The 25458-nt window shown below is 51.6% G+C and carries 20 protein-coding genes; 2 read left to right on the forward strand and 18 right to left on the reverse strand.

Annotated elements, in window-relative coordinates:
* Window positions 1-16 precede the first annotated feature (16 nt).
* Window positions 17-1114 carry a GerAB/ArcD/ProY family transporter gene (locus ABGV42_RS16330; protein WP_347382577.1) on the forward strand — a complete coding sequence of 366 codons (1098 nt, stop codon included), beginning with the start codon at window positions 17-19 and terminating at the stop codon, window positions 1112-1114.
* Window positions 1111-2298 carry a Ger(x)C family spore germination protein gene (locus tag ABGV42_RS16335; protein WP_347382578.1) on the forward strand — a complete coding sequence of 396 codons (1188 nt, stop codon included), beginning with the start codon at window positions 1111-1113 and terminating at the stop codon, window positions 2296-2298. The genes ABGV42_RS16330 and ABGV42_RS16335 overlap by 4 nt, the downstream gene beginning before the upstream one ends.
* A 239-nt stretch (window positions 2299-2537) precedes the next feature.
* Here ABGV42_RS16335 and ABGV42_RS16340 read toward each other — a convergent pair whose 3' ends face one another.
* From ABGV42_RS16340 to ABGV42_RS16425, 18 genes are all read right to left on the reverse strand, one after another.
* Window positions 2538-4847: a beta-L-arabinofuranosidase domain-containing protein gene (locus ABGV42_RS16340; protein WP_347382579.1), complete on the reverse strand. Its 2310-nt coding sequence runs from the start codon at window positions 4845-4847 to the stop codon at window positions 2538-2540.
* Window positions 4848-4858: 11 nt separating this feature from the next.
* Window positions 4859-7510: a LamG-like jellyroll fold domain-containing protein gene (locus tag ABGV42_RS16345; RefSeq protein WP_347382580.1), complete on the reverse strand. Its 2652-nt coding sequence runs from the start codon at window positions 7508-7510 to the stop codon at window positions 4859-4861.
* Between the two features lie 17 nt (window positions 7511-7527).
* Complete coding sequence (locus ABGV42_RS16350) at window positions 7528-8721, reverse strand: NAD(P)/FAD-dependent oxidoreductase (RefSeq protein WP_347382581.1); 1194 nt, start codon at window positions 8719-8721, stop codon at window positions 7528-7530.
* Window positions 8718-9050, reverse strand: a complete 333-nt coding sequence (locus ABGV42_RS16355) for a (2Fe-2S)-binding protein (protein WP_347382582.1) — start codon at window positions 9048-9050, stop codon at window positions 8718-8720. The genes ABGV42_RS16350 and ABGV42_RS16355 overlap by 4 nt, the downstream gene beginning before the upstream one ends.
* Entirely contained in the window at window positions 9050-9319 is a 270-nt protein-coding gene (locus ABGV42_RS16360) for a (2Fe-2S)-binding protein (protein ID WP_347382583.1), read from the reverse strand. Before ABGV42_RS16360 ends, ABGV42_RS16355 begins: the two co-directional genes overlap by 1 nt.
* Before the next feature lie 10 nt (window positions 9320-9329).
* Window positions 9330-10769, reverse strand: a complete 1440-nt coding sequence (locus ABGV42_RS16365; RefSeq protein ID WP_347382584.1) for an aldehyde dehydrogenase family protein — start codon at window positions 10767-10769, stop codon at window positions 9330-9332.
* A 51-nt stretch (window positions 10770-10820) separates the two neighbouring features.
* A complete protein-coding gene (locus ABGV42_RS16370; protein WP_347382585.1) occupies window positions 10821-11708 on the reverse strand; it encodes a dihydrodipicolinate synthase family protein in 888 nt (295 codons plus the stop codon).
* Window positions 11709-11756: 48 nt separating this feature from the next.
* On the reverse strand, window positions 11757-12779 hold the full coding sequence (locus ABGV42_RS16375; RefSeq protein ID WP_347382586.1) for a proline racemase family protein: 1023 nt from the start codon (window positions 12777-12779) through the stop codon (window positions 11757-11759).
* A gap of 24 nt (window positions 12780-12803) precedes the next feature.
* On the reverse strand, window positions 12804-13805 hold the full coding sequence (locus ABGV42_RS16380) for a proline racemase family protein (RefSeq protein WP_347382587.1): 1002 nt from the start codon (window positions 13803-13805) through the stop codon (window positions 12804-12806).
* A complete protein-coding gene (locus ABGV42_RS16385; RefSeq protein WP_347382588.1) occupies window positions 13802-14998 on the reverse strand; it encodes an NAD(P)/FAD-dependent oxidoreductase in 1197 nt (398 codons plus the stop codon). Before ABGV42_RS16385 ends, ABGV42_RS16380 begins: the two co-directional genes overlap by 4 nt.
* 23 nt (window positions 14999-15021) lie before the next feature.
* On the reverse strand, window positions 15022-16092 hold the full coding sequence (locus tag ABGV42_RS16390) for a M24 family metallopeptidase (RefSeq protein WP_347382589.1): 1071 nt from the start codon (window positions 16090-16092) through the stop codon (window positions 15022-15024).
* Window positions 16093-16211: 119 nt separating this feature from the next.
* Window positions 16212-17042, reverse strand: coding sequence for a carbohydrate ABC transporter permease (locus tag ABGV42_RS16395; RefSeq protein ID WP_192263905.1), 831 nt, complete (start codon window positions 17040-17042; stop codon window positions 16212-16214).
* A 6-nt stretch (window positions 17043-17048) separates the two neighbouring features.
* Entirely contained in the window at window positions 17049-17852 is an 804-nt protein-coding gene (locus ABGV42_RS16400) for a carbohydrate ABC transporter permease (protein WP_431523655.1), read from the reverse strand.
* Window positions 17853-18016: 164 nt separating this feature from the next.
* Complete coding sequence (locus ABGV42_RS16405; RefSeq protein ID WP_347382590.1) at window positions 18017-19384, reverse strand: ABC transporter substrate-binding protein; 1368 nt, start codon at window positions 19382-19384, stop codon at window positions 18017-18019.
* Between the two features lie 99 nt (window positions 19385-19483).
* On the reverse strand, window positions 19484-21289 hold the full coding sequence (locus ABGV42_RS16410) for a cache domain-containing sensor histidine kinase (protein WP_347382591.1): 1806 nt from the start codon (window positions 21287-21289) through the stop codon (window positions 19484-19486).
* Window positions 21290-21323: 34 nt separating this feature from the next.
* The gene (locus ABGV42_RS16415; protein ID WP_347382592.1) at window positions 21324-22838 is read right to left on the reverse strand and encodes a response regulator; all 1515 of its coding nucleotides are present in this window, start codon (window positions 22836-22838) and stop codon (window positions 21324-21326) included.
* Window positions 22839-22853: 15 nt separating this feature from the next.
* Window positions 22854-23399, reverse strand: coding sequence for a helix-turn-helix domain-containing protein (locus ABGV42_RS16420; RefSeq protein ID WP_347382593.1), 546 nt, complete (start codon window positions 23397-23399; stop codon window positions 22854-22856).
* A 349-nt stretch (window positions 23400-23748) separates the two neighbouring features.
* Window positions 23749-25404, reverse strand: a complete 1656-nt coding sequence (locus tag ABGV42_RS16425) for an extracellular solute-binding protein (RefSeq protein WP_347382594.1) — start codon at window positions 25402-25404, stop codon at window positions 23749-23751.
* Window positions 25405-25458: the final 54 nt, after the last annotated feature.

Raw genomic sequence — 25458 nt, forward strand, 5'->3', positions numbered from 1 at the left:
GAAGGGAGCATTCCTGATGTCAACCGGAATTCCTGAAACGAAACAGTTAACCACGTTACAGGCGCTAGCGCTTATTCTTTGTTTCATGATTGGAGCGGAATTGTTTATCCTGCCAAGGGAGATAATTAGCAAAGTAAGCACTGCCGACGCTTGGATATCGGTTGTTCTGGGGGGCATATTCAGCTTCTGCACAGCTTGGATCATTATCTTGCTCGGCCAACGATATCCGCATTTCACCTTCTATGAATACGTACAACAAATTACTGGTAAGCTTATCGGAAAATGCATCGGGCTTGTCGTCGTTCTATATTACATTCATCTTGCCAGTTATGAGTTAAGGTCTATGGAAGAAATGGCTTCCTTCTTTCTTCTGGAGGGGACACCAGGATGGGCCATATTGGCTTGGTTTGTCTGGATATCTCTATACTTGTGCATGGAGGGTATCAGCACAATCGGGAGATTATGCCAGATTATTATTCCTATATCCATAACCGTTCTCATTCTTATCTATATTTTGGGATCTACCGCTTTCGATATGAATAATCTTCGTCCCCTCGTTGCCAAGGGATGGACACCAATCATGAAAGGCATTCCATCCACTACACTCGCCTTCAGCGGAAGCGAATGTTTCCTGTTCATATTGAGTCGGATGCAGGCTCCCAAGAAAGCAGCTAAAGTCATGAGCTGGGGGATCGGCCTTGCCGTTATCTTTTATACGTCAGCCGTAATCATTTGTATTGGGGTATTTTCCCTGGATGGAGTTTTGACCCGCACCTGGCCTTTCTTCGATCTTGCCCGCAGCGTGGAATTTGAAGATCTTCTGCTGGAACGATTCGAATCCCTGCTCTTGGCTATCTGGGTACTTCAGATTTTCTCCACATTTACAATTATTTTCTATTCTGCGGCCTTAGGCGTTTCCCAAATTTTCAATTTATCCTACAGGATAAGCATGTTCCTGATTTTGCCGTTCATTTGCCTCATTTCCCAGTTGCCTAAAGACATCAACGAAGTTTTTGCTCTGGGAGCATACATGGGTAAGGCCAATCTGGTCTTGTTCTCATGCTTGCCTGTGCTGTTGCTTCTCATTTCACGTTGGCGGGTGAATTCTCCATGAAGAGTTGGAAGCGTTGCTTGAGATACTCCTGCATGATTACATGTTACTTCCTGCTTGCTGGCTGCTGGAGCAGTTCCCCCATTGAGGAGAGGAATTTGGAAGCAGGCATTGCATTGGACGCGGTACCGCAGCAAACAGAGACGTCGGCCGAGGAAACAGACCAGCAGCCTCCCAAAAAACAGATCCGGAGAACTGTACAGTTCATCCTTCCGGAAGAAGGGAGCAGTTCAGGCTCTCCTTCACAGGGAAACAAGTTTTATAATGAAGAAGAGCTTGGCGATTCAATCATGGAAATGACAAGGGAATCCTATCTCAGCAATCAGTCTCCGGCAGGATTTCACCTTAAAACCATTGTCATTAGTTCGGAATTACTTCAAAAAGTTCCCCTTCAGGAACTATTGGATTTTTATTTGGCGGATAACGACATTCGACTGAGTATTCTGCTCTTAACAAGTACCGGCACAGCAAGCGATGTGTTTAAGGAAATGAAATCGGGGAAAACGCCAGCCTTCATGCTGAAAGATCTTTTTGACAACCGCAGCCACACCAATCGTCTCGTCAAGCCCGTAACTCTCGCCAAAGTGATCGGACCGCTAAAATCGAGGTCCAGCTTCGTGGTACCTAACGTCATCAGGATTAGGGATGGAATCACACTGTCTGGTGCAGGGGTTATCAGGGGGGAAACGCAAAAATATGCAGGATATCTGAATAAAATGGATGTAGAAGGATTGCAATGGATTACAGGAGATTTGACAGGTGGGATTGTAAAAGGTACCGATTCCCGTTCGCAACGGGATTTCGTCTATGAGATCAAATCAGCAAAAAGCAATATTCAGGCTCACGTTAATAAAAACGACATTTCGTTCCATGTGAAGATTTCATCGGTGGGTCGCCTTTCTGAAAGCTTTGTTTCTGATGCGAATAAAATGAAGGATCAGACACTGCGCGAAGAAGCAGATGTTGTTCAGGACAAGATCAAAGAGCTGGCACAGCAAACGGTATCCAAGATGAAAAAAATGCGGGTGGAGGTAGCACATATGGGCCAAGCCTTGCGAATTCAACACCCCGATATGTGGGAACAAGTGAAGGACCATTGGGATCAAGTCTTTGCAACCGTACCCGTGACCTTTGAGGTGAAGGTGGACATTGAAGATTTCGGAGCCTCTACGATGACCACGAATTAATAATGCCCTCCAAAATCAAAGGGCTTATACGAAGCAGCGCCCGGCGTTCGCCAGCCGCTGCTCGGTAAGATCTTATCTTTAGCGCCTGCGCGGGAGACATTCACCCATTCCGGCGTCCAGCAGATCGGGGCTAAGCGTCAAATCCGCCCCGGGTAACCACGCACGCCTGATACACTTTCAGACCTCAAGTTCAAATATAAAAAACGCACACTGCAAAAGTGTGCGCTTCATTTCTCCTCCTACTGCAGCATCGTATTCCGTTCAATATACACGTGATATCGTTCGTGAAACACATTCGCAAGTGGAATGAACAACAAATCATCCTCGGCATAGCGGAAAGCGAACCCATGCGGCCCGGTTTCCTTGGTAAAACTTTCCTGAAGGGCATCTTCGCGTAGCTGAAGCCGCAAATAGTCACTTTCTTCAGAGAGCGCAGCCAAAATGTACGGCCCATACGCAAGAGACACCAGTTCTTTCCGATCCGGCGCCGTTTCCACGCGGAGCCTGCAGTCGAAGAAAAGTTTGATCTCATCTCCATCCTGCCAATCCCGTCTGAAGCACATATACCCTTCAGGGTCGTCAGCCATGTCGGCTGGCTGGCCGTTGATCTCCATGCCGCAATCCGGCCCGGCCCAGTAAGGACGACGAATCTTCAATGTAAAAGCCCCTGTCCCCTCCACCCGCAGCGTCACTTTACCTGGATCGTATCGCTCCGCGCCCAGCGCCAGCTTCACCTGCCGTTCCCGCCAATGGAGGGTTGAAGGGATCAACAAATTAACATATAGCGCGGATTCATCGTAATGATAAATCGCCTCCGAATATTTAAAATGGTTCTCCAATCCGTTGCCATGGCAGCAGGTATTCCCCGCTACGTCAAAAGACTTTGTCCTGCCGGGTGCCAGTGGCATGAAATACGTGCTGCCTCCCGTCGGTTGATGATCGCAGGAGGCCAAAATGTGATTAAACATCGTACGCTCGTAATAATCCATATATTCCGTTGCCGGATGATACACAAACAACTCCTTCGTCAATTTCAGCATGTTGTACGAGGCGCAAGTTTCCGCGGTTCTATCGCTGAGATACTCTCCAATTCTGCCTGGCTGCCGGAACATTTCGCCTTCTCCCGTGCCGCCGATCGAATAGATATGAGCGCCCGTAACGGCCTCCCAAAAAAAACGAGACATGTCGTAATACACCTTCTCCCCGGTAGACTGGAATATTTTCAGGGCGCCGATGACCTGAGGGATATGCTGGTTGGCATGGAGGCCGCCAAGGGCGTCAATACCCGCGCGCAGCGGCACAAACAGACGATCGTTGTCAAACAGGTTGGCCGCCGCCAAATGTTCGGGCTTATGTGTTATGGAGTATAACTCGGCAAGCGATTCGTTCATGCCACCAAATTCGCCGGCGATGTACATGCCCCACATCGTTTTGAGCACGGGGTTAGGGAGCCTGTTCAAACGGTGATACACCCAGTCGCCGAGCTGATCAGCGATCGTCAGCGCCGTACGAATTCCCAAATGGCGGTAGCAGTCCAGCAACCCGGCAAAGATCTTGTGCAGGGTGTAGTAAGGAGCCCATATTTCCGGATAGCGGGTAAACTTCTCCAACTGGTCAAATTGCTCCTCTGTATAACCGCTGAGGAATCCGGCATGAATCCCGTCTCGGCCTGCAAAAGCCTGCTGGCATTCTTCCAGCGAAGCGATCATGTACTCCGCCTTCCGCTTGATATCCCCATCCCCCGAAACCGCATAGCACAATGCCAACGCGGAAAGATAGTGCCCGGTCGTATGCCCCCTCAGCAAGCAGTCGGGCGAATCCCAACCGGTCATTTCCGGAGCTCCGCGCGTATCCAGTCCGGCGGCAGCCCGGAAATTATATAACATCTGGTCGTCATTGACATTCCTCAAAAAGACCAGGCTTCTGTCCTGAGCCGCTTTAAAGACGGTCCCGTCCTTCAGCGCCACCGCATCAGCGGGAAAGCCGTGCACGGCAGGAGTGGTGTCCATCGTTTCCCGTTCAAGCTGTCCGGCTGCTATCCAAACTTCCGCACTTATCGGAATCGCCGTGTCTTTCAGGACCCCTTTAAACATGATAGGACCGAGCTCATTAACAATGCATGCCTCCTCCTGTTCCCAATCCACCGCATGGGAAATGATCTCGCCCTCGGTCGTTTCGACCACGGCGACCGTCGGCAAATAAAACGGCCTCCCCTTTTCCTCTTTCAGCAGTATCGGATAAATCCGTGACACCCGAATTTGGTTCTTTTCCTCTAAAATAGTCACTTCAAAGACTTTTTCCTTGATGCAATCGCCATATCGAAACGTTGCGCGCAGCGGAACCGTGCGTTTGCCAATGCCGTATTTCGGCCGGGTTACCGTGCCGTCGTCATGGAGAAAGCGGGAATCCCCTGATGTCCAGTTGATTTTTGAGCCGTATTTCCCTTCCAGGGGCAAGCGGAGATCGAATTCCACCGTGGCCAGATTGCCTAAATACAGCATTTCCATATCCTTGGTTACGATGCTTTCATCCTCTTTAACTGAAACCATGTCATGCCCCCCTATTCGCTTGCGGATGTTCCAATCACCTTCCACTGTTGAATGCCTGTGGATGTCGTTGCCTTGGCCTTCATGGTTAGGCGGATTTTCGTCGTTGTTACCGGATCGAAGGAGGTCACATTATACTGATCCGGAAGAACGCCATATTCGGAAGGATTCGACACCTTCACCCAATCGGTTCCCGTCCAATACTGGATGTAAAACGACGCTGGCAGATCGATCCCGTCATGATCGGCAAACCAGTATACCTCGCTTGACGAGAGGGTAAACGGCCGGTCAAAGTCATACTGCACCCACTGCTCGGTCCCACGAGTATCCCAGTTCCCGTAAATCGGGTGTCCCCTGTCCGCCGAGCTTGTCGGCTCGGATTCGTCATTTAGTCCCACCAGGCTTTCCCAAGGCGAGACGTAGGAGGCCGTAATGTTCCCTTCAACCGCTACGTTTGGATTTACCGGTCCCGGCGGTTCGACAACGGGCGGAGATGGTTTATCCGCGGCAAGAGCAGCGATATCGGCCGCAAGCAGCGCACGCGAATAGAGCTTGATTTCATCGAGACTTCCGGCAAAATAATGTTCGTTCGTCCCGGACTTTCCGATATACTTGTTCGCTCCATTCAGAAAGGATCGGATGCTGCCTGGATTCACATCCGAGGTCCTGGCCAGCTCATCCCCATCCAGGTAAAGGATTGCCGTGCTTCCGGATACGGTGACCGCCGCATGATGCCATTGTCCGGACGTTACGCCGCTGCCAAAAACGTTCACGGCTCCCGTCCCCTGTGGGCCCGGTGCCGTCAAGCGTAACGTTCCGCCAGCTTCGATGGATAACGCCATGGATTTGCCTGGGGATGTGCCAAAATCGAAAATGCGCAAGTTGGCTGCGTTTCCGGAGGATGAGGTATCCGGACTCCCGGCCACGTTTACCCATGCAGAGAATGTGAAGTCGTGTGCTCCTTTCAGCATCCGATCCGGAAGCTTCATGTAGCTTGACGAGCCGTTCAGTCCCAATCCTCCGCCTCTTGCGCCGTCCGTCCAGGAAGCATGATAAACGGCAGCATCACGGCCTGCACCGGAATAATCCAGAGCGATACCGGAATCCTCGGCCTGTTCTTCATCAAATAAGTAACTTCCGGCCAGCTCTCCCTGACCGACATTTAATGTGAATTCCTTTTGAACCGGGGCACTCTTCTCGTCATAATCCCGGAGTTGTACCGTAAACCTGTAGCTGCCTTTGGCCTCACCGGATACTTTTCCCTCAATCTTGCCCGTAAAACGGTCCAACGTCAGTCCTTCCGGCAGCGTCCCCCCTGCAATATTCCAATCATAGAAAGGAACTCCGCCTTCCGCCTGCAGCTTCAGCTCATAATTCTGTCCTGGCTTAGCATTGGGAACCGGGGTGTTTTTAATGGCCGGGCTAAGGAAAGGCGTCAGTGTATGATTCAATTTCCAGCCCGCTTTTTCCGCAATCAACAGCGTCAGTTTGGTCAGCATCCAGCGCTTGTTGTGAAAGAGATGCGTACGGCCACCATTCTGGCCGCTGATCCGGTCCCAGTATTGCGGTTCCCCAGGAATATGGTAGGTGTCATCCAGCGGAACCGGAACCCCTTGGTACGCAACGATATTGTCCGATGTTCCTCCGCTGCGTTTATAGGCAGCCATCCCTCTCCAGCTGTGGGAAAATGCAAGCGCATGCCCGAATTCGTGCATGATGAGTCCGTACACGTCTGTAGAGGTGTCGGACATCTCCGTCAGGTACCATTCCTCATCATCCAGCGAGCTAAACGGCGTTGCAGTATCGTAAAAGTCCAGAATGGTGAGAAGCGAACGATGAATTCTGTCGGGAACCGTCACCCCGTTACGCTTATGATATTTCCCGTTGTCGGATGCTCCGCCAGTGGAATAAGGCTCGTTAAGCCCTCTGAGGTAGATCCACATTCCGTTGTAAGGCTCATTATTGGTCACGGAGATATGCCCGTCAAAGTTATCCTGCGGCAGTCGGGTGACTTCCGAAATCGCCGGGACGGTATCGAAGGGCTCCATATCAAAGAAGTAAAACCAATCCTTGATTGCCTGCTCACTGGCGTTTCGGATCGACGGATCGCTGAAATATGGCTGGATCGTATCATATCTATAATCAAATTTCAGCGGCAGGCTCGGCTCTCTGTCATCATCCTGGTCCCATACACGAATCGGAGTGGTTTGTTTTTGGACATTGCCATTGGCATCCGTGACCGTGAGCTCCAGCGTATAATGTTCGATTTCACCGTTGCCTCCGATTCGGTCGGGATGAATTTCGAGCAGAAAGTGCTTGCTTTCGCCGGTATTTTGAAACGTCAGCGTCTTTGCCGCCCCTGTCTCGCTCAAGGTGCTCGGCCGGTCCATCATCAGGCGAGAGGTGCCTTTGGCCTTGATGTCAATCGTAAGTGGATAGGCGGCGTCTTTCGGCGGAACAACGTTCAGTTTCACATACGGGTTAGCGATGTATCCCTGCCAGTCTACCAGTTCGACGCCGTAATCGTTGAGCGTTCTTCCGAAAATGTCAATGATCTTCGCCTCGCCGTTGGTTGAATCCGGTTTCACGGGCTCGGCCGCGGCCGGGAATGCACATAAGGAAAACAACAGCGCAAAGCTCAGCGCCATGGATAACCATTTTTTCATGTTCATTGCTCCTCATTTCATTTCTTATAAAATTGCTCTCTGGCATCCGAAATGCCTGAATGAAATTGGATCATAGCAGCGGCGCGAATCCGGCGGACATGCTCCATCGCTTCAAGCAGGTTATGTTCCCAATCCTTCCCCAGCACTCCAGCATCCCGGCAAATGGCGGCCGCCGCAACACTGCCTTGAGCCATAGCGACCAGCGCGCTTTCGATTCCCGTAATATTGCCAGCGACGTACAAGCCTTCTACTGGCGTCTGCATTTCCTCGTTGTGCAGCGGAATATGACCGCCCAGTTCCTCTGCATACACCAGAGGGCACCCAGCCACTGCGGCCAATTCCGCTAGCGGGGATAAGCCGCCGGCAAGGGCCACAAAGTCGACGTTCTCCTCCCGCTCGCTGCCTGGAATAATTTCGCCTCTCCCGGTTACATCAGCCAGCGTCACGGATTCCACGTGATGTTCGCCGTTAATGGATATCGCGGAAGTGCGGAGCCGTAAAGGAATATCCCATATTTTAAGCCCGCCCCGTGGATAAAAGCAGGATACCGCGCCAGCCAACCCAAAGCTCGCGCCCAACTTTCCTCCGATTCTCATCAGCGGAGATGGTGCCAAATGAGCAAGGCCCAGTAGACGTTTCACCGCTTCTTTAGGCAGGGCTTCCTTACCGAATACGGAATTTTGTTCTGGCAGCACGATCCCGGCCAGCGAAATACCGCTAACGGACAGTTCGCGAGCAATCGCCATGGCGAGCACGTTCACGCCGATGATTAGCCCGCGGTGTCCCGGCTTCACATAGTGCACATTGGCCATCACCTGGGCGGCCCCAATCGACATGACTCCTGGCAGCGTCCAGCCCGGGGTCGGCTGAGGAATTTCGGCGGCGCCGGTGGCGAGCAAAACCCTTGCTGCCGAGAAAGATCCCCCCGTGGATCTTACGACCCAGCGATGTTCAATCCGAAGCATGCTGTGAACGGAAACGCCGCAGCGGATATCCACTCCCTTGACGCTGCATTCTTCTATCAGCTGTTCTGCAACCTGTCTGCCAACCCACCATCTCCCTTTTTCCTCGTGGAACTGTCCCAGCATGCGCCCGCCCGGCTGCGGGAATTCATCCAGCACAGCTACGCTTAAGCCATGCTCAGCCGCCGCTGCCGCGGCTGATAATCCCGCCGGACCGGCTCCAACAATCAACAGATCATATGACGTCATGGCAGCTTCCTCCCCGTAATTTCATTGGAAAGCTGCCGCCCTTCCGAAATCCGCATCCCCTCTTCGAGCGGGGTAAGGCAGGAGCGCACCTGCCCCCTCCCTTCCACGTTCAGCCGGCATTCCATACAGTGGCCGATGGCACAATACAGCCCGCGAGCGGTGCCGGACTCCTCATGCCTGCGCAGTCTGCGAATCCCCGAGGCCAGCAGTGCCGCGGCAATAGGCTCACCCTGAAGTCCGGTCAGCTCTCTGCCGTCAAACGTAAAGCTGACCGCTTCCTTCCTCCCCTTCAGCGGACCCAAAATCGGATGATTCGTAATCCGTTCCATTACGCTTCACCATTAGCCAGCTGGCCAAAGGTCACCGGTCGCACCGGAGGACGGTGGGGCAGCAGCTCCGAATCAGGGGGAGACTCCGGATTTTTGGCATGTACCCAGGTTTCGAGGAGATGCCGGCATATCCTGCCCTGGCAGGCTCCCATACCGGCCCGTGTTTTCATTTTTAGCTGCCTTGAAGTATGGCATCCTGACTCGTATGCGGCCTCCAATTGAATGAGGGTTACTTCTTCGCATCGGCAAATGATCATGGAGCGTTTCATGAGAACCCTCCTATCGATAAGAAATGGCGCACGTCTTAAGCTCGGTAAAGAAGTCCAGTGCAGCCTGGCCCTGCTCGCGCGTATGGGAGCTTGACAGCTTCATACCGCCAAAAGGCGCCTGATACTCAACACCCGCGGTTTCCTGATTAACACGGACCATTCCGGCCCGGGCCTCGTCCAGGAACCGGTGGGCATGCGATAAATTTTGAGTAAACAGCGAAGCGCTCAGACCGTAAATCGATTGATTGCACAAAGCCACCGCTTCGTCAAAGTCGGCTGCTTCCAGCACCGTGGCGACGGGTCCGAATATTTCCTCCTGGATCAGGGGGTGTCCTGCGCCTACGCCAGCGGCTACGATCGGCCGGATATAATAACCATCCTGATCTCCGGAGAGCGGCGGACCTTGCGCCAGAATATCCGCTTGTTCGCTCGCCATATGCATATAAGACATCACGGTTTCGTACTGGCTTGCGGAAGCCACGGGACCAAGATAAGCCTCGCTGTCAAGCGCCGGAGCCAGCTTGATATTGGACAAGGCATACGACAATTTCTTGATGAACGAATCATAGATTCCCGACTCAACGATAATCCGGCTTGTTGCCGTACATTTTTGCCCCGCCGACCGAAACGCACCGCTGACAATGAGCGACACAGCCGTTTCAAGATCGGCGTCGTTTAATACGATCGCAGCATTTTTGCCGCCCATTTCGGTCTGATATTTGATATTGCGCTTGGCGCAAATTTGGGCAATGCCAAGGCCTGTGGACGTGGAGCCGGTAAAACTTACGGCGTCCAAAGGAGTTTGCTCAAGCATCGCTTTACCGATCTGGCTGCCCTTGCCGATAACCAGATTGATGACACCTGGCGGAAGCCCAGCTTCTTCAAACAGTTCCGCCAGCCTGGTCGCGGTCAGCGATGCAAGCTCCGCCGGTTTCCATACCACTGTGTTTCCGCAAATCAGCGCGGGTGCTATTTTCCAGATCGGAATGGCAACGGGGAAATTCCATGGCGTAATGATGCCCGCCACGCCGAGAGAAACCTTCCTGGTGAACTGCAGCACATTCTGCTCGCTGGAAGGGATGACCGCCCCGTTCGCCCGGAGTCCCTCGGCGGCGTAATAACGCAGCAGGTTCACTCCCCGGCTTACTTCCCCGCGCATTTCCGCAATCGGCTTCCCCATCTCCATACTTGCGAGGTTAGCGACGTCATCCGATTTTGACTGAAGCAAATCCGCCATCCGTTCCAAATGACCGGCTCTGACAGAGCCGCTCAAGCCAGACCAGGAGCCGTAAGCTTCACGCGCCGCCTGCTCCGCCTGAATGACTTGTGATGAATCCGATAAATGCAGCACCCCCACCTGCTCCTTGGTGTTGGATGGGTTGATTACGGCGCACTCTCCCGCTGTCGGCTCTATCCATTCTCCCCCGATCCAGTTGCGGCTGTTTTTCATTTGTGTTCCTCCTTTTGCAGGACTCATAATTCAGCTTTATTGGTTAAGGCTTCATGGCTGGCTTATTTCGCGCTTCACGGCAAACTCAAATGCTTCTTTAATGGCGATATAGTCGGCTGCCGGGAGTGGCAGGCGAGGCGGACGCGTCGGTCCTACCGGGAATCCGGCCAGTTCCATCATATATTTGATCGATTGGACAAGCTGCGGACTGGCATCAAAGTGGAACAAAGGGAGAAGATGGCGATATAGAACAGTCGCCTCCCGAACTTTGCCTTGTCTCGCCAGATTGAATAACTCCACTCCTTCCTTAGGAAGAGCATTTGGCACGCCTGAAATCCAGCCCGTTGCCCCGCACAGCGCACCTTCCATAGCCAAATCGTCAACGCCGATCATCACTTCCAGATCCGTATGGGCCAAAATATCGTGCACGCGGCGGATGTCCCCGGAGAATTCCTTCACGGCCACGACATGTTCAAGCTCGGAAAGCCTGGAAAGCAGCTGGGGAGTCAAATCAACTTTGTAATCATGCGGGTTGTTGTAAACGATGATCGGCAAACCCACCTCATTCACCGCTTCATAATGAGCGATGACCTCAGACTCAAGTGGCTTGTAATTGATTGGTGGCAGTGCCATTACGCCGGCAGCTCCCGCGTCCTTGGCATGCCGTACCCAATCTGCCACTTGCTTGGTGGATGGCGCCGCGGAACCGACGACTACAGGCACTCGGCCTGCCGCGGCTTCGATGACCGTCTCCACAACCTTGGCCCGCTCCTCCCGCGTTAATGTCGCATATTCGCCTAATGATCCAGCCGGGATCAAGCCGTTCACGCCTTGTGAGATAAGGTCATCGCAAAGCTCCGCCAGACGTTTGTAATCGACCTCGTAATCCGCTGTAAACGGTGTGACAAGCGCGACATAAACTCCTTCAAATGTTGCCATATTGACATTTCTCCCTTCAGCGTTATCCATTTCAATATCAGCCTCGATTCAGTACAGAACAAAACCTTCCGGCAGCGAATCTGACGGATCGAGCAAGAAATTCATGAATCCCAGGATGTGAGCGGTTCCGGTGAGCCGAGGAATGACGGCTCTATACCCGTGAATGTCCTTTTCCCCTTCGATGCTTCCCACGATTCGCGCGCCAGTGATCCCTTCATAAACGATCTGCTGCCCTGGCTTCAGCGAACCGCAGGAATGCAGGAATGCCATGTGAGCGCAGGTGCCAGCCCCTCCTGGCGACCGGTCAAGCTGCTCTCCGGCAAATGCAGCCGTGCAGCGATATGCGAGCCGGTGGGGGGTTCGGTCATCGCACGATGCATCTCCCCTTTGATAAAAAAAGACGCCGTGAATTCCGGATATCCAGTCCAGGTGCGGATGCTTCACCTCAAGCCGCCGTTCGATCTCCTCGCGGATCACCCTGCCCCATTCACGCAGCTTTGGAAGGTTGAACACATCTCCGTCTCCCAAAGCTGACATATCGACCACAGCATAAAACTCACCGCCAAAAGCGACATCGACCCTTATCTCCATGCCTTGAACCTTCACCGCAAGCTGCTCGGCATAAATGAAGCTTGGGACATTCAAAAAAGAAACTGACCGGACTTCATGCCCGTCGAAATCGGCAAAGGCCTTGACCGTTCCGGCCGGGCAATCGATCAGAACGCCGTTGGCAGCGTCCGAAGCAGATAGCTGTCCCGTCGACGCCCATGCCGCAACGGTGGCGATGATTCCGTGGCCGCTGATGGCCGAAAGGCCTTCCTGGTTCAGAAATAACAATCCAAAGCTCGCTTCTGGCGTTGTCGATGCCGTTACAATCGCTCCCGTCATCTCACGATGCCCTCGCGGTTCAGCCAGCAGCAGCTTCCTGACGGAATCGAAATGCCGTTTGAAAAATAAAGACTTCGCATGCTGAGAGGAGCCATTGATCTGAGGCACCCCCCCGGTGATGATCCGCAGCGGCTGACCGCAGGAATGCGTATCGAGCGCCGCATACCACTTCGTTGTTTCCATAATGCCGCCCTCCGGTAAAATTCATTAGAGCAGGAAAAATCCCTGACTCAACGGATCCTGCTCCTGATAAACAAACTGATGAAAGCCCGTAATCCACGCTGAACCGGATATTTCGGGAATGACTGCCGCCAAACCGCCCACGGTCGTTTCTTCCAATACTTTTGCCTGGAACAAGGAGCCTACGATGCTCTCATGCACGAACTCCTCCCCTTTTTGCAGCTCCCCCTTGGCGTGAAGCACGGCAACTTTCGCAGAAGTTCCCGTGCCGCATGGAGAGCGGTCAATGCCGCCAGGGGGTACGACAACCGTATTCCGACAGTTGGCGGACGGCGAGACCGGGTCACTGTAAAACTCAATATGAGTGAGTCCGCGAATGACGGGAATTTCGGGATGTACCACCTCGATTTCGCGATTGATCGCCTCCCGGATCTTGATCGCCAGCTCCACGATCTCCGAACCCCGTCCGGGAACGAGTGGCAGATGAAGCGGGCGCGCGTCCACAAGCCCGTAAAAATTGCCGCCATACGCAATATCAACGGAAATGACGCCAATACCCTCAACGCGAACCCGTACATCCGATTGGTATAAAAAAGAAGCGATGTTTGTGAACGAAACCTTCTTTACCTTCCCGTCCTCCACTGTAAGCTTTGCTTTAACCATTCCTGCTGGCGTATCCAAATGGATAACGTCTTTGTTCCCGGGGTAAATTCCTCCCTCGATCAGTGCCGTGCATAGGCCGATCGTGTCGTGTCCGCACATCGGCAAATATCCACCGCTTTCGATAAAGACAACCCCGATGTCTGCACTTTTGTTGCACGGCGGAGTCAAAATGCAGCCTGACATCACTTCATGCCCCCGCGGTTCCAGCATTAGAGCCCGGCGGAAATGGTCGTAATGTTCGGACATGTACACCATCTTCTCGGTCATTGTACGGCCGATCAGCTCGGGTGCTCCGCTTGTCACGGTCCGGGTGGGGTTCCCCCCCGTGTGGGTGTCGATTGTGCTCACCAGCTTGGATATTCTCAAAAGATTACCTCCTGTCGGCCCGCCTCGTGGCGGAAACGGTCATAACGCAGCGGATCAACCGGAATACAGGTCTCCGCTCCGTTCAGCATTTCGCTAATGACTTTTCCCGTAACGGCAGCCAGGCTGATGCCATCACCTTCGTGTCCGGCCGCGATGTAGAACCCGGGAATTTCATCAACGGCAGATACAATCGGCAGATGATCCGGTGTCCAGGGACGTAATCCCGCGTAGGTTCGAAGCAGCGGAATCTGTTCCAGGGCAGGGAAAAAGCGAATTGCCCTTTCGGCCATAAGCCGGATGACCTCCTGGTCCACGCGAGCGTCCATCCCTACAAATTGGCGGCTCGATCCAATCAGAAAATTTTGCGATGCGGTCGGTTCGAATACAAGCGCGATCCCGTATTGTTCAAATTTCGGGTCAACGCTCCGCTTTCCGCCAAACTTGCTGATCAGGTAACCAAATTCCATCACCTTTCGCTTCCCGATGCTTTCCCAGCGGGAAGCGACCAGAATGTGCCCTTTGCGGGGTTCGATCGGAATATCCAGCCCGACCATTTGTCCAATATGCTTCGACCACACCCCGGCAGCATTGATGACGGTCTGTGCATGAATCGTGCCGCCGGTGGTCTCTACCCCGCGGATTCTCCGCTGAGCATCAAGCATAATCGCCGTAACGGATGTATGAACCCGCAGCCTGGCTCCATACCGGCGAGCGGCGGATGCCAGCGAATAGGTGAGCAGCACCGGATTTACCGTGGAATCCGTTGCGCACTCTAAGCCGCCGAGCAGATCTTCGGCCAGCGCTGGCCATTCGCTGCGCAGATCTTTTTGGTCGAGCATGCGGAAGGGAAGGCCGGCCTCCCTCTGGCGTAAAACCCAGCTTTCGGCGGCAAGCATCTCCTCTTCCGTCTCGCAGACAAGGATGCTTCCGGGGGCGCGATACTCAAATTCCTCATCGAGCTCCCGGGCCCATTCCGCCACCAGTTCCTGCGATTTTAAGGACATCTGGCTGTCAAAGCCGGGATCCTTGTCAATCGCAAGAATATTGCCGTCGCATTTGGAAGAGGTCCCTCCGGCGAGTTCTCCCCGCTCCACCACAACCACATCCATACCTTGCCTCGCCGCATAATAAGCGATGGACATGCCGATAATCCCGCCGCCGATAACAACAACCTCCGCAGATTCAGCATTCATGAATCGATCCCTTGCCTCCCCTCTTACAGCACAATCAGTTCTTTATTCGATGTTGTCAGCACTTCGATGCCCGTATCGGTAACCAGAATGTTGTCTTCGATGCGGACGCCCCCAAAATCAGGCAGGTAAATGCCGGGTTCAACCGTCATAATCATGCCGGGTTCCAGCTTATCCTCCGTTTGTTGGGAAAACCGCATGGGCTCGTGAATCTCCAAACCGAAGGCGTGGCCGAGACCATGACCGAAATAATCCCCATACCCGCGGCCGGAAATATATTCCCTGGCCAACGAGTCACCCTCCTTCCCGGTCATTCCCGGTTTCAGCCCCTCCAGGACGGATTGGTTCGCTTCCAGCACAATCCGGTAAATCTCCCGATGGCGTTCGGTCGGTTTGCCGATAAAAACCGTGCGCGTCAAATCGGAACAGTATCCTTCGTAATTCGCGCCAAAATCCATGGTCACGAATTCATCCATTCCGAGTGGCTTGTCACTGGCTAATCCGTGCGGAAGTGCCGAGCGCGCGCCGGAAGCGACGATGATCGGATACGCCGACGACACCGCGCCGTTTTTGCGCATGAAATATTCCAGCTCCGCCGCCACCTCCCTTTCGGTAACGCCAGGCTTCATTACACCCAGAATAAACGCAAAGGCCTTTTCCGTAATTTCGATTGCTTTCCGAATACAGTGCTGCTCCCCCTCATCCTTAATGCCTCGCAGCTTTTCGATGACGTCCCCAATTGGCGTTAGTTCGATGCCGGCAAACGTGCGCTCGTACGTTTCATAGTCGGCAAAGGGAACATGATGTTTTTCAAATCCCATTTTCTTGACGCCGGCGGCGCTCAGTTTTTCGCGGATCAGCTCAAGCGGCTGGCCCCCATGCTGCACCACTTCAAATTCCTTGGCTTGCTGCCCCGCTTGGCTGACATAACGAAAATCGGTCACTAGCCACGCTTGATCCTGAGTAATTACAGCCCAACCGGCAGTTCCCGTAAAGCCGGTAACATATCTCCGGTTAAACGGACTGGAAATCAACAGTGCATCTATTTCCTGCTGCTCGATCACTTCCCTTACCTTGCTGAGTCGCTGAGCTTCCATATTTTTTTACGCTCCCTCCGTATTGTGACAAAGCCGAAATTGCTGCCTTTACAGCATGTTACAAAACTGAATTGAATTATATTCAATAATGTTGAATTATGGGTATGCCCACGCCCGAGTTACCCTTTCATTCCGGTCAACGTAATCCCTTCGATAAAATAACGCTGGCCTATGAAAAAAACCACGATGACCGGTAAAATGACCACGGTCGAGGCCGCCATCAGAAGGTGCCACTGCGCACTGTGAAGCGACTGGAACATCTGCAGGCCTAATGCTAGCGTGAACTTTCTCTCCTCATTCAAGTACACCAGCGGTCCCATGAAGTCGTTCCAGGAATTCATAAAGGAAAACAATCCAATCACGATGAGTGGCGGTTTAGACAAAGGAATGATGATCCGGGTGAAAATGGTCCACGGGCCTGCCCCATCCACATATGCGGCTTCATCCATGTCTTTCGGTATCGTGGAATAAAACTGCCGGAGCAAAAAGATATCGAAGGCAGAGCCCAACCACACCGGCAAAATCAGCGGAAAATACGTATTGATCAGATCGGCAAACCTCCAGCCGATAAAAGTGGGAATCAAGGTGACGGCGCTGGGAAGCATCATGCTGGCCAGCAGCAAGCCGAAGAAGAGCCGCCTTCCCGGCCATTCCAGTCTGGCGTAGCTGTAGGCTCCAATCGAGCTGCTAAAGAGTGCTCCAAACAGACAGCTGACGGTAATGAACAAGGTGTTGCGGAAAAACTGAAAAAAGTCGATGGTGGTCAGTGCCTCCACATAGTTTTGCAGCCGAAACGGCGAAGGAATCCACTTCGGAGGCATCTCAAAAATTTGCAACGAATTCATCATCGAACTGCGTACCAGCCAAAACAGCGGGAGTAAACAGAAGGCAGCTCCCCCAATGAGGAACAAATACACGATAATTTGCTGAATACGGCGGCTTTTCTTCACAGGGAGCTACACCTCGCTTTCATAGAATACCCAGGACTTCGATGTGCGGAAGAATATAACCGTAACCAAAAGGATGATGATAAACAGAATCCACGCAATGGCGGAGGCTTGCCCCATTTCGCCAAACTGAAAGGCCTGCCGGTAAATATAGTAGTTATAAAACAGGCTGGCGTTATTGGGACCTCCCTGCGTCATAATCAGCGCCTCAGTAAACACCTGAAAGGCTCCGATTGACCCCATGATCAAATTAAAGAAGATAATTGGCGTCATCATCGGAATCGTAATATGCTGGAATTTCCGGAGGGCACCGGCACCATCCACAGTAGCCGCCTCATACAAGGATCGTGGCACCCCTTGCAAGCCTGCTAGGAAGATGATGATCGTGCTACCCATTCCCCAAAGACTCATCAGCACAATCGAAGGCACCACCGTTTGTTCGGAATACAGCCAGTTGAGCGTGGGCAGATTCAACGCTTCAAGAACGCTGTTGAACAATCCCAGATCGGGACTGAACAACCAGAGCCAGATCATGGAAGAGGCGACAGCAGGCACAATAGACGGCAAGTAAAAGATCGTGCGAAAGACGGATTTGCCGCGAATGAATTGCATGTTCAGCAAAAACGCAGCCATAAAAGAGAACACAAGGCCCAGCGGAACACGGAGAATCACGTATTTCAAGGTGACCCATAACGAGTTGTAGAAATAGGGGTCCGTTCCGTCAAAGAGCCGAATATAATTGGCGAGTCCGATAAATTTAGGCGTGTTGACAATCCGGTAATCCGTAAAGCTGAGCAGCAAACTGGCAAGCATCGGCAGCATGACAAACAACATCAGTCCCAAAATGCTGGGTAGGGCAAACAGAATGCCCGCCATTGCGATTCGGCGTTTATGTTGAATATGAATCCCCCCTATCTTCAATGAATATCCTTCGAGTCATGAACAGAACGCGGTTTGCTGCTGCCCCCGGAAAAGGATCACCTTCCGTAATATCCCTCAATAAGCGGCAGTACTTTGGGCTCCACGCCTTTTAGTGCCTCTTCCGCTTTTTGTTTGCCCGTCCACACCAAATCGAGTGCGGGCGTGACGAGCGCGTTGATCTTGTCCAGATTCTTCACTTCAAAGCCGGGAGTGCGGAATCCGTTTTCAATGGTTTGTTTCATAAAGGCTTCCGTGTAGCCTTCCGGATGCGCTTTGTTCCCTGCTGCCCATTTGTTGATCAACTCGGGATTCGTGTACCACTCTTTCTTCAGCGGCATCCATAATCCGCCCTCGATCAGCGGCAGCACCGATTCAGGGTCCGTCATATATTTGTACAGCAGCCAAGCTTCTTCAGGATGTTTGGTTGATTTGAAAATGACTGTTGGCGCCCCGTCCAGCAGCGTGTTGCTTTCCTTCAGCTTTGGCAGGACCCCGACGCCAAGATTAAAATCCTGTTCCGCAAAGGCTTGAAGCGCCCAGTTGCCGGATACCGTCATGGCGACTTTTTTGGTCTGAAGCGCCGTGTCAGGCATGTTTTTGGTCTGCAGCGGAGTAGGGGAAACATGATGCACATACATCAGATCTGCAAGCTTTTGAATCGCTTCGATCGCTTCCGGCTGGGCAAGCCCGAAGCCTTTGCCGTCTTCGGTCAGGAAGTTGCCACCATTGGAGACTACCGCCGCCATCATGTTATACGGATCATATTGAAGGCCAAACTGTCTGATTTTATCCGGGTTAAAATTCGGATCCAACGCATTTCTTCCTTGATCGTCCAGCGTTAATTTTTTGGCGTACTCCACAAACGTGTCCCAATCCCATGCTTTGTTCGCATCCGTTGGAGGCAGCTCGACCCCAGCTTCCAGCAGCAAATCCTTATTGTACATAAGACCATAACCTTCGACGGCGGTACTCATCCCGATGATGTTGCCTGGTTCGATTTCATACCATATCTGGTCCAGATAATCCTCCTTTTTAAAATCAGGGTCGTTCTCCATAAACGGTGTGAGGTTCAGCAGTTTCCCGTCACGTCCCCAGCTCAGAGCGGCCCCCGATGACAAATAACCGAGATCCGGCGCAACGTTCCCTGCGACCATTGTTGTCATTTTGGTCAAATAATCCGCTGGAACATGCATCGGCTCTACCTGGATGCCGGTTTCCTGCTCAAAGCGCTCAAGCGCTTCTGTAACCGTTTTCTTTTCAATGGTGTCTCCCCAGAAGGAAAATTTAAGCGTGACCGGCTCCTTTTGGCCGTTCTTGCCACCTTGGGCTTCGGGACCTCCACTGTCCGAGCATCCCGACAGCAACAAGCTGATCGTCAGAACAGACGATAAAACCACTCCTGCGACACGTTTGGCTTTGTTCATCTACGAAACCTCCATTCATTGGCTGATGGTTTGTATATTTATTGTAAAAAAAAGCCGTTCCGAATAAAATTCCAACATATTTGTATTGGTGGAGTATTTTCACACGTTTGATACAGGAAGGTTGATAGTTACCGTTGTGCCCTGTCCTTCAACTGAAGTCAGCGTGACGCCATAGCTGTCTCCATAGATGAGTTTGATTCTTTTGTCCACATTCCGGATACCGATCGACTCTCCTTCAAGCTTTGCAAGCTCTTCTAATTTGTCTGGAGCGATCCCCGTGCCGTTATCCTCCACCGTAAAAAAACGCTCACCGTCGGCCATCCATCCCCGGATGGTGATCCTTCCCCCGCTGTGCAAACGGGAAAATGCGTGAACGATCGCGTTTTCGATAAACGGCTGCAGGAACAGCTTCGGAACTTGGTATGCATACAGTTCAGGGGCAAGACAAAAGTTGACGGTAAACCGATCTTCGAAACGCTGATTGGTAATGTAAATATAATGTTTCAGCCAGTTCAGGTCCTGGACCAAATCGCCGATGTCCTGGCTGTTCTCGGAGGTGTACTGCAACATGGAGGACAAGCTGACAATCATGCGGCTCAACTCTTTTTGGTCGTTTTCAAGCGCCGTCCAATTCATGATATTCAGCGTGTTGTACATAAAGTGGGGATTCAATTGAATGTTCAGCGACATGATCTTTGTTTCTTTTTCCCGCAGCTTGACTTTGTAATTCTCTTCAATCAAATTGTTGATTTTGACATTCATTTGATTAAATTTGTGGATTAAAAGCCCCATTTCGTTGTAGGATTCCACGGGTATTCGCGTGTCGAATTCACCTTCGCTCGTTTTTTTGATTGCCTGGAGTAGCTGATGAATGGGCCTGGTAATGGAATTGGCAAAAACATACGCGAGCAGGAGCGAAATAAACAGGAGAATAATGGCCAAATAGAAGGTATAAGATTTGATCTCTGGCAAAAAAGCAGCCACCATCGCTTCGGGCGAGATGGTGACACCCGAGATCCATCCCGTCACCCTAGACGTATCAAAACAAACGATGAGCGGCTTTCCATCCTGCATCACCGTCAAGGTGCCACTTTTCATCTCCGTCATTTCATCCAGCCAAGCGAGATCGATGCCTGCCATTTCATGCTCCATAGACGTGCCCGCCACAGGCTGTCCGTCCGGGCTGACCACAAAAAAAGAAGCTCCGGCGGAAGGGAGCGTGTCGGCGAAGCGGGAATGATAGATTTCCGGCCGATAAACAACGGCCAGCACGGGAAGCTCGGCCTTGCCCTGCAGTTCGACGACTTCGCCGTTATTGATATTGAACAGCTTCAGCAAGCGGGCACCCGCCAGCAGGCGAACATATTCGGGAGGCTTGGAGCGGCGGATATCCTGCTTAAACATCTGATCAAACGAGAAGGTCGGCACCCACTCCATTGCCCCTTCCCCCTGTAAAGCAGCCCGGTACAATGCTGTTTGGTTGAAGTTACTATACGGAATAAATGCGGAGGCGCCCGTTGGGCCAATATTGGAATAACTAGTAATGAGATGTATGGAATATATCTGCCCCAAGTCCGTAAAATACGTGTTTAACGTCCGGCTAACCTTTTTCTCCATCGAGATCATACTGTATTCATCTGCAGGGTTTGCATGCAGATACTGCTCATACAACGTTTGATCCGCGATGATGGCCAGGCTGCTTTCTTCCACCTGCGCGAGCTCGGCGTCCATGATTTCATTATTTTGCTTTACGATGGAATACAGATTTTTCCTGGCAAATTCGGAGACAAATTCCCGGCTTGAATGAAAATACATCCAGCTCAGGATGCTGAGGGGGAGCGAAACGATGAGTGCATAGGTCAGGAAAAGCTTGAACCTGTAGCTGAGATCCTTAAAACGCGGCAATAGACAACGTCCTCTCAAATGACATCCCTTCCTTTTAGAGAGTAGCGGATAAATGGCGATATTCTTCGGGGCTTGTGCCAAACTCCTTGCGAAACAGACGAATGAAGTACTTTGCGTCCTTATATCCTACGCTCTCGGCAATTTGGTAAACCTTCTGGGAGGTCTGCAGCAGCAGGCCAGCAGCTGCCTTCATTCTGGTATGGGCGATGTACTGATGGACGGTCATGTGGGAATGTGTTTTGAACAACATGCAAAAATACGAGGGATTAAAATGAAATTTCGTTGCCAGCGTGCTCAATGACAAATCGCCATCGCCATAGTGCGTATCAATATAGGCTTTGCAGCTGTCGATAATGGACTCCGCTTTGCACTGCCGCCGTTGATCCAGACGATCCGTCAGCTCGAAGATCCACTCCCGGGCCGCCTTTTTTAGTTCATCAACGGTATGACAGTGAAGCAAAGCTTCCTCATAGGCAGTGCTATGTAAGGGCACAAGCCCTTTTTCCATTAAAAGGGAGATGACTTGATCGATCGAGGCGGCGAGAACGTATTTCAATTTTTCCGGCTCGGGAAAGCCGTTCCCGGAATCCTGGCAAACAGCCGAATCCAGACAGGCTTCAATTTCCGGCTTGTTTCCAGACAGGACCGCTCGGGTCAGCTCGTTTACTTCAAGCTTCACGACGGCAGGCCGGTCTCCATTATTCATCTGCTCGGCTCCATACAGCGCCCCTCCGCCTTTATAAAATCTGGCTTTGAGCGCATGGCACGCCTGCTGGTAAGCTTGCCTGGCTTCTTGCCATTCGGCAAAATAACGTCCAAGGCCAAACGTTAATTCCGCCCCGTATGCCCGCAGGAAGTGTTGAATGACCTCTTGCATCTTGTCTTCAAAGCCGGCAGTCACTATGGAGGAAGACTCGGAGTTCATAATCAAGGCGGTGAGCATTTGTTCCTTCATGCAAAAAGCGCAGGAGAATCCGGATTTCTCCATCATCTTGAGCAGCTGGTCTTGGAGGCTGCTGAGCAGAAATTGATGGTCCTTCGCCATGCCAAAAACAGCGGTCAGAACGATCCCTTGCTTGAGTTCCGGGAATGCGCTCTCCAATAATCGATAATCTTGATTGGATGGGCATCCTTCCAACAGTTCGGAAAGTGCGGATTCTATGCATGCAAGACGCGCAGTGCTGGCTTTACGCTCCGCTTTTGCAAGCAGCGGCAGGATGTTCTGTTCTTCCACCGGCTTTAGCAAATAATCGCTGGCGCCTAACTGGAGCGCACGCTGGGCATAAACAAAATCCGAATAAGCACTTAGTATGACAACGCTTTCATTTCCTCCGCGGCGGGTCAATTGTTCCATTAATTCGATGCCGTCCATAACCGGCATCTGAATGTCCGTGAACACCAGATCCATCGGATGAGCATTCAAATTTTGCAAAGCCTCCTCCCCATCTCTGGCATGAAAAATGTTATACTCCGGTTTCAGAGCCTTCAGCATTCGGGACAGTCCTCTTCTGTGCTTCGGTTCGTCATCCACAACCAAAATGTTTAACATATTTCATCCCCTCTCCTAACCATTCGTGTCGGAGCAGAATACCGACAAATACTTGACTTCATCGGTCACCAGCATGTATTTATGGTTTTCCACCGAATCGAAATACAAGCTGTCACCGGCATTTAAAGTGTACTCTTCCTTCCCTACGTAATAAATCATTGTGCCTTCGAGGACAAAGATAAATTCCTGCCCGACATGGGAAATCGTTCTTTTACCCGTTTTGCCTTTCTGTGCAACAAAGTAAAACGGCTGCATCAGTTTTTCCGGCCGTTCGGCCGCTATGGCGGAAAACAGATACCCTCGATCCGTCTGGACCATTTTTTCCATGCTCCTGGCTTTTGGCGTGTACACCGTTCCGTTAAAATCGTTATCGTCCAGCAAAATGGAAATTTTGGTTCCAAGCGTTTCGGCAATCTTGATCAGCGTACCGATGGGAGGAACTGTCTTCCCGTTTTCGATTTTGGACAGCAAGCTTTTGGTAAATCCACAAACCTTTGCGATGTCATCTTGACTCCGGTTTTGTTCCTTTCGAAGCTTTCGGATTTTACTTCCCAGTTCCATTCCATTGATCTCCTAACTAAGGTCATTCAACATAGTTTAATCATATGAAACAACATCAAATCCAAATTGTCAATAAATTTTAACAAACAGACCTAGACAACTTAACATAGCTGTGATATTAGTTATGTCGAAATCTTAGGTGGCTTGGCCTTGCCCACAATCTACTCAAGAAAGCCACGATCACGGAAAAACGCAAACGAGACGAAACAGAATAGACCTCTGCTTCGTCCCGTTTGAATATATCTGTGTTACTGCTCCCAACCGATATGTTTTTTAGAGCTTTTGAGGACAACATCCTTAATTTTTCTATCTATGACAACTATTTCCACACAGCTTTTAAACCGCCAAGTCACTTTGCCTTCTTAAAATCAGCCTGCTGCTGTTCATAGATTTCATAGAAATCGTCCCAGATCAGGACATTATCCTTTTCTTTGCTCCACCAGTCTTTGTACCACGTTTCGATCTCCGGTCCGCCGCCTTGCTCCCACTTCTGCTGGGCTTCTGCCGCGGCTTGTTCAACCGTATATTTGCTGCCTCCGATGATAGACCGTGTGAAGATGTCGTTGATGGCTGTCGTTACATTGGTTAGCTTCACTTGAAGCTCCTTCGGCAGCTGCGGCATATGTTCTGAGTGGGTCACGCCCTCTCCCACCGGAAGATCCGTCATATATACCTCCCGCGCTTCCTTGAAGAGTCGCAGCCCTTCCTTCTGGGACGGAATCTCCTCGCTGAACAGCATTTCGGTATACCCGCATTTACCTTCCTCCAGGCGGCTGTACATCATGGCATAGTCCCCGGCCCAGCTGATCTCCTGTTTGTATTTTTCCTGATCGGAGATGCGCGGACAACCTTGATCGTTCAGGGTGTAATGCGTGCCTTCAAATCCATTTTTGAAGGTTCGTCCTGTCTCTGTTTTGGTTAAAAAATCAATATACTGCATGACCGCTTCCGGATTTTTGGCGCGTGCATTCACAACCGCCGTCATCTGCACCGGGTTGTTCCATACCATCGTGTACTGTCCGACCGAAGTCGTCGGCAGGGCGATGACTTTTAGTTTGGCCTCCGGGACATTTTGCATCAGCGTATCCAGTTCTTTCGCCGCAAAGCCCGTATAATCCGAAGTCATGGCAGCATACATGCCGATTTTGCCATTCAGGAAATCCTGTTTCGCTTTGGCGCCGTCCTTATCGGTTAGAAAATCCTTATCCACCACGCCTGCTTCAAACAAGGCTCGTTTAAAAGCAGTCGCTTCCTTCATGTGGTTGGGACCAACAACGATCTCTCCATTCTCAACATTGACCCAATTGGCGTTAAACATATAGCGAAACAGACCCGCTGTATCCCCAAATTGAAACCCGCCGATGCCATATGTATCATTTGCTCCGTTTCCATCGGGGTCATTTTCCGTGAAGGCTTTGGCTACGGCCAGCATCTCTTCCTCGTTTGTCGGTACCTCCAGATTCAGCTTCTCCAGCCAGTCTTCCCGGATGAAAAAGCTCGTTAGCGGAAACACCTCGTTCATGCGCCCGACTTCGTACAATTTGCCATCGCTTTTGATACCGGCCTTCTTCAGCTGAGGATATTTCTCCATCAATGCTTTGTATTCTACGCTGGAGTTCTCGATTAAGTCATCCAGCGGCATGAGCTGTTTCTGGTTAAACAGGGTATTTCGGATGGGCGTACCGAATTCGAAAATGACATCCGGTGCACTGCCTGAAGCAAATAATACGTTCAGCTTGGATTGGGATTCCCAGCGGGGAACTGCCGTATATTTGACATTCACCGGACCATTCTCGTTAATCCACTTGGACCACATATTATCTTCAATCGTACCCATACCGCTCGGGACCGCCCCCCGATCGTAGATGGTTGACGTGATATTTCCTCTGCTGTCTTCGCCTTCCGCTTGGTCACTGCCGCCTCCCCCTGTGCAGCCCGCCAGTATTCCGCCGATCAAGCCCAGAACGAGACCCGACTTCACCCATGCCTTCATCGTTAACGCCATAGATAAGACCCTCTTTCTCTCCTGTAATATGACACCCACGCAATATGACCGACT

This window comes from Paenibacillus pabuli, assembly GCF_039831995.1.
GTDB classification, from domain to species: Bacteria; Bacillota; Bacilli; order Paenibacillales; family Paenibacillaceae; genus Paenibacillus; species Paenibacillus pabuli_C.

Coding starts and splice junctions, on each gene's coding strand:
- ABGV42_RS16345 (WP_347382580.1), bottom strand. CDS start 7,510: ATGAAAAAATGGTTATCCATGGCGCTGAGCTTTGCGCTGTTGTTTTCC.
- ABGV42_RS16335 (WP_347382578.1), top strand. CDS start 1,111: ATGAAGAGTTGGAAGCGTTGCTTGAGATACTCCTGCATGATTACATGT.
- ABGV42_RS16365 (WP_347382584.1), bottom strand. CDS start 10,769: ATGAAAAACAGCCGCAACTGGATCGGGGGAGAATGGATAGAGCCGACA.
- ABGV42_RS16340 (WP_347382579.1), bottom strand. CDS start 4,847: ATGGTTTCAGTTAAAGAGGATGAAAGCATCGTAACCAAGGATATGGAA.
- ABGV42_RS16390 (WP_347382589.1), bottom strand. CDS start 16,092: ATGGAAGCTCAGCGACTCAGCAAGGTAAGGGAAGTGATCGAGCAGCAG.
- ABGV42_RS16355 (WP_347382582.1), bottom strand. CDS start 9,050: ATGGAACGGATTACGAATCATCCGATTTTGGGTCCGCTGAAGGGGAGG.
- ABGV42_RS16375 (WP_347382586.1), bottom strand. CDS start 12,779: ATGGAAACAACGAAGTGGTATGCGGCGCTCGATACGCATTCCTGCGGT.
- ABGV42_RS16425 (WP_347382594.1), bottom strand. CDS start 25,404: ATGGCGTTAACGATGAAGGCATGGGTGAAGTCGGGTCTCGTTCTGGGC.
- ABGV42_RS16415 (WP_347382592.1), bottom strand. CDS start 22,838: ATGTTAAACATTTTGGTTGTGGATGACGAACCGAAGCACAGAAGAGGA.
- ABGV42_RS16385 (WP_347382588.1), bottom strand. CDS start 14,998: ATGAATGCTGAATCTGCGGAGGTTGTTGTTATCGGCGGCGGGATTATC.
- ABGV42_RS16420 (WP_347382593.1), bottom strand. CDS start 23,399: ATGGAACTGGGAAGTAAAATCCGAAAGCTTCGAAAGGAACAAAACCGG.
- ABGV42_RS16330 (WP_347382577.1), top strand. CDS start 17: ATGTCAACCGGAATTCCTGAAACGAAACAGTTAACCACGTTACAGGCG.
- ABGV42_RS16400 (WP_431523655.1), bottom strand. CDS start 17,852: ATGCTTGCCAGTTTGCTGCTCAGCTTTACGGATTACCGGATTGTCAAC.
- ABGV42_RS16350 (WP_347382581.1), bottom strand. CDS start 8,721: ATGACGTCATATGATCTGTTGATTGTTGGAGCCGGTCCGGCGGGATTA.
- ABGV42_RS16360 (WP_347382583.1), bottom strand. CDS start 9,319: ATGAAACGCTCCATGATCATTTGCCGATGCGAAGAAGTAACCCTCATT.
- ABGV42_RS16370 (WP_347382585.1), bottom strand. CDS start 11,708: ATGGCAACATTTGAAGGAGTTTATGTCGCGCTTGTCACACCGTTTACA.
- ABGV42_RS16405 (WP_347382590.1), bottom strand. CDS start 19,384: ATGAACAAAGCCAAACGTGTCGCAGGAGTGGTTTTATCGTCTGTTCTG.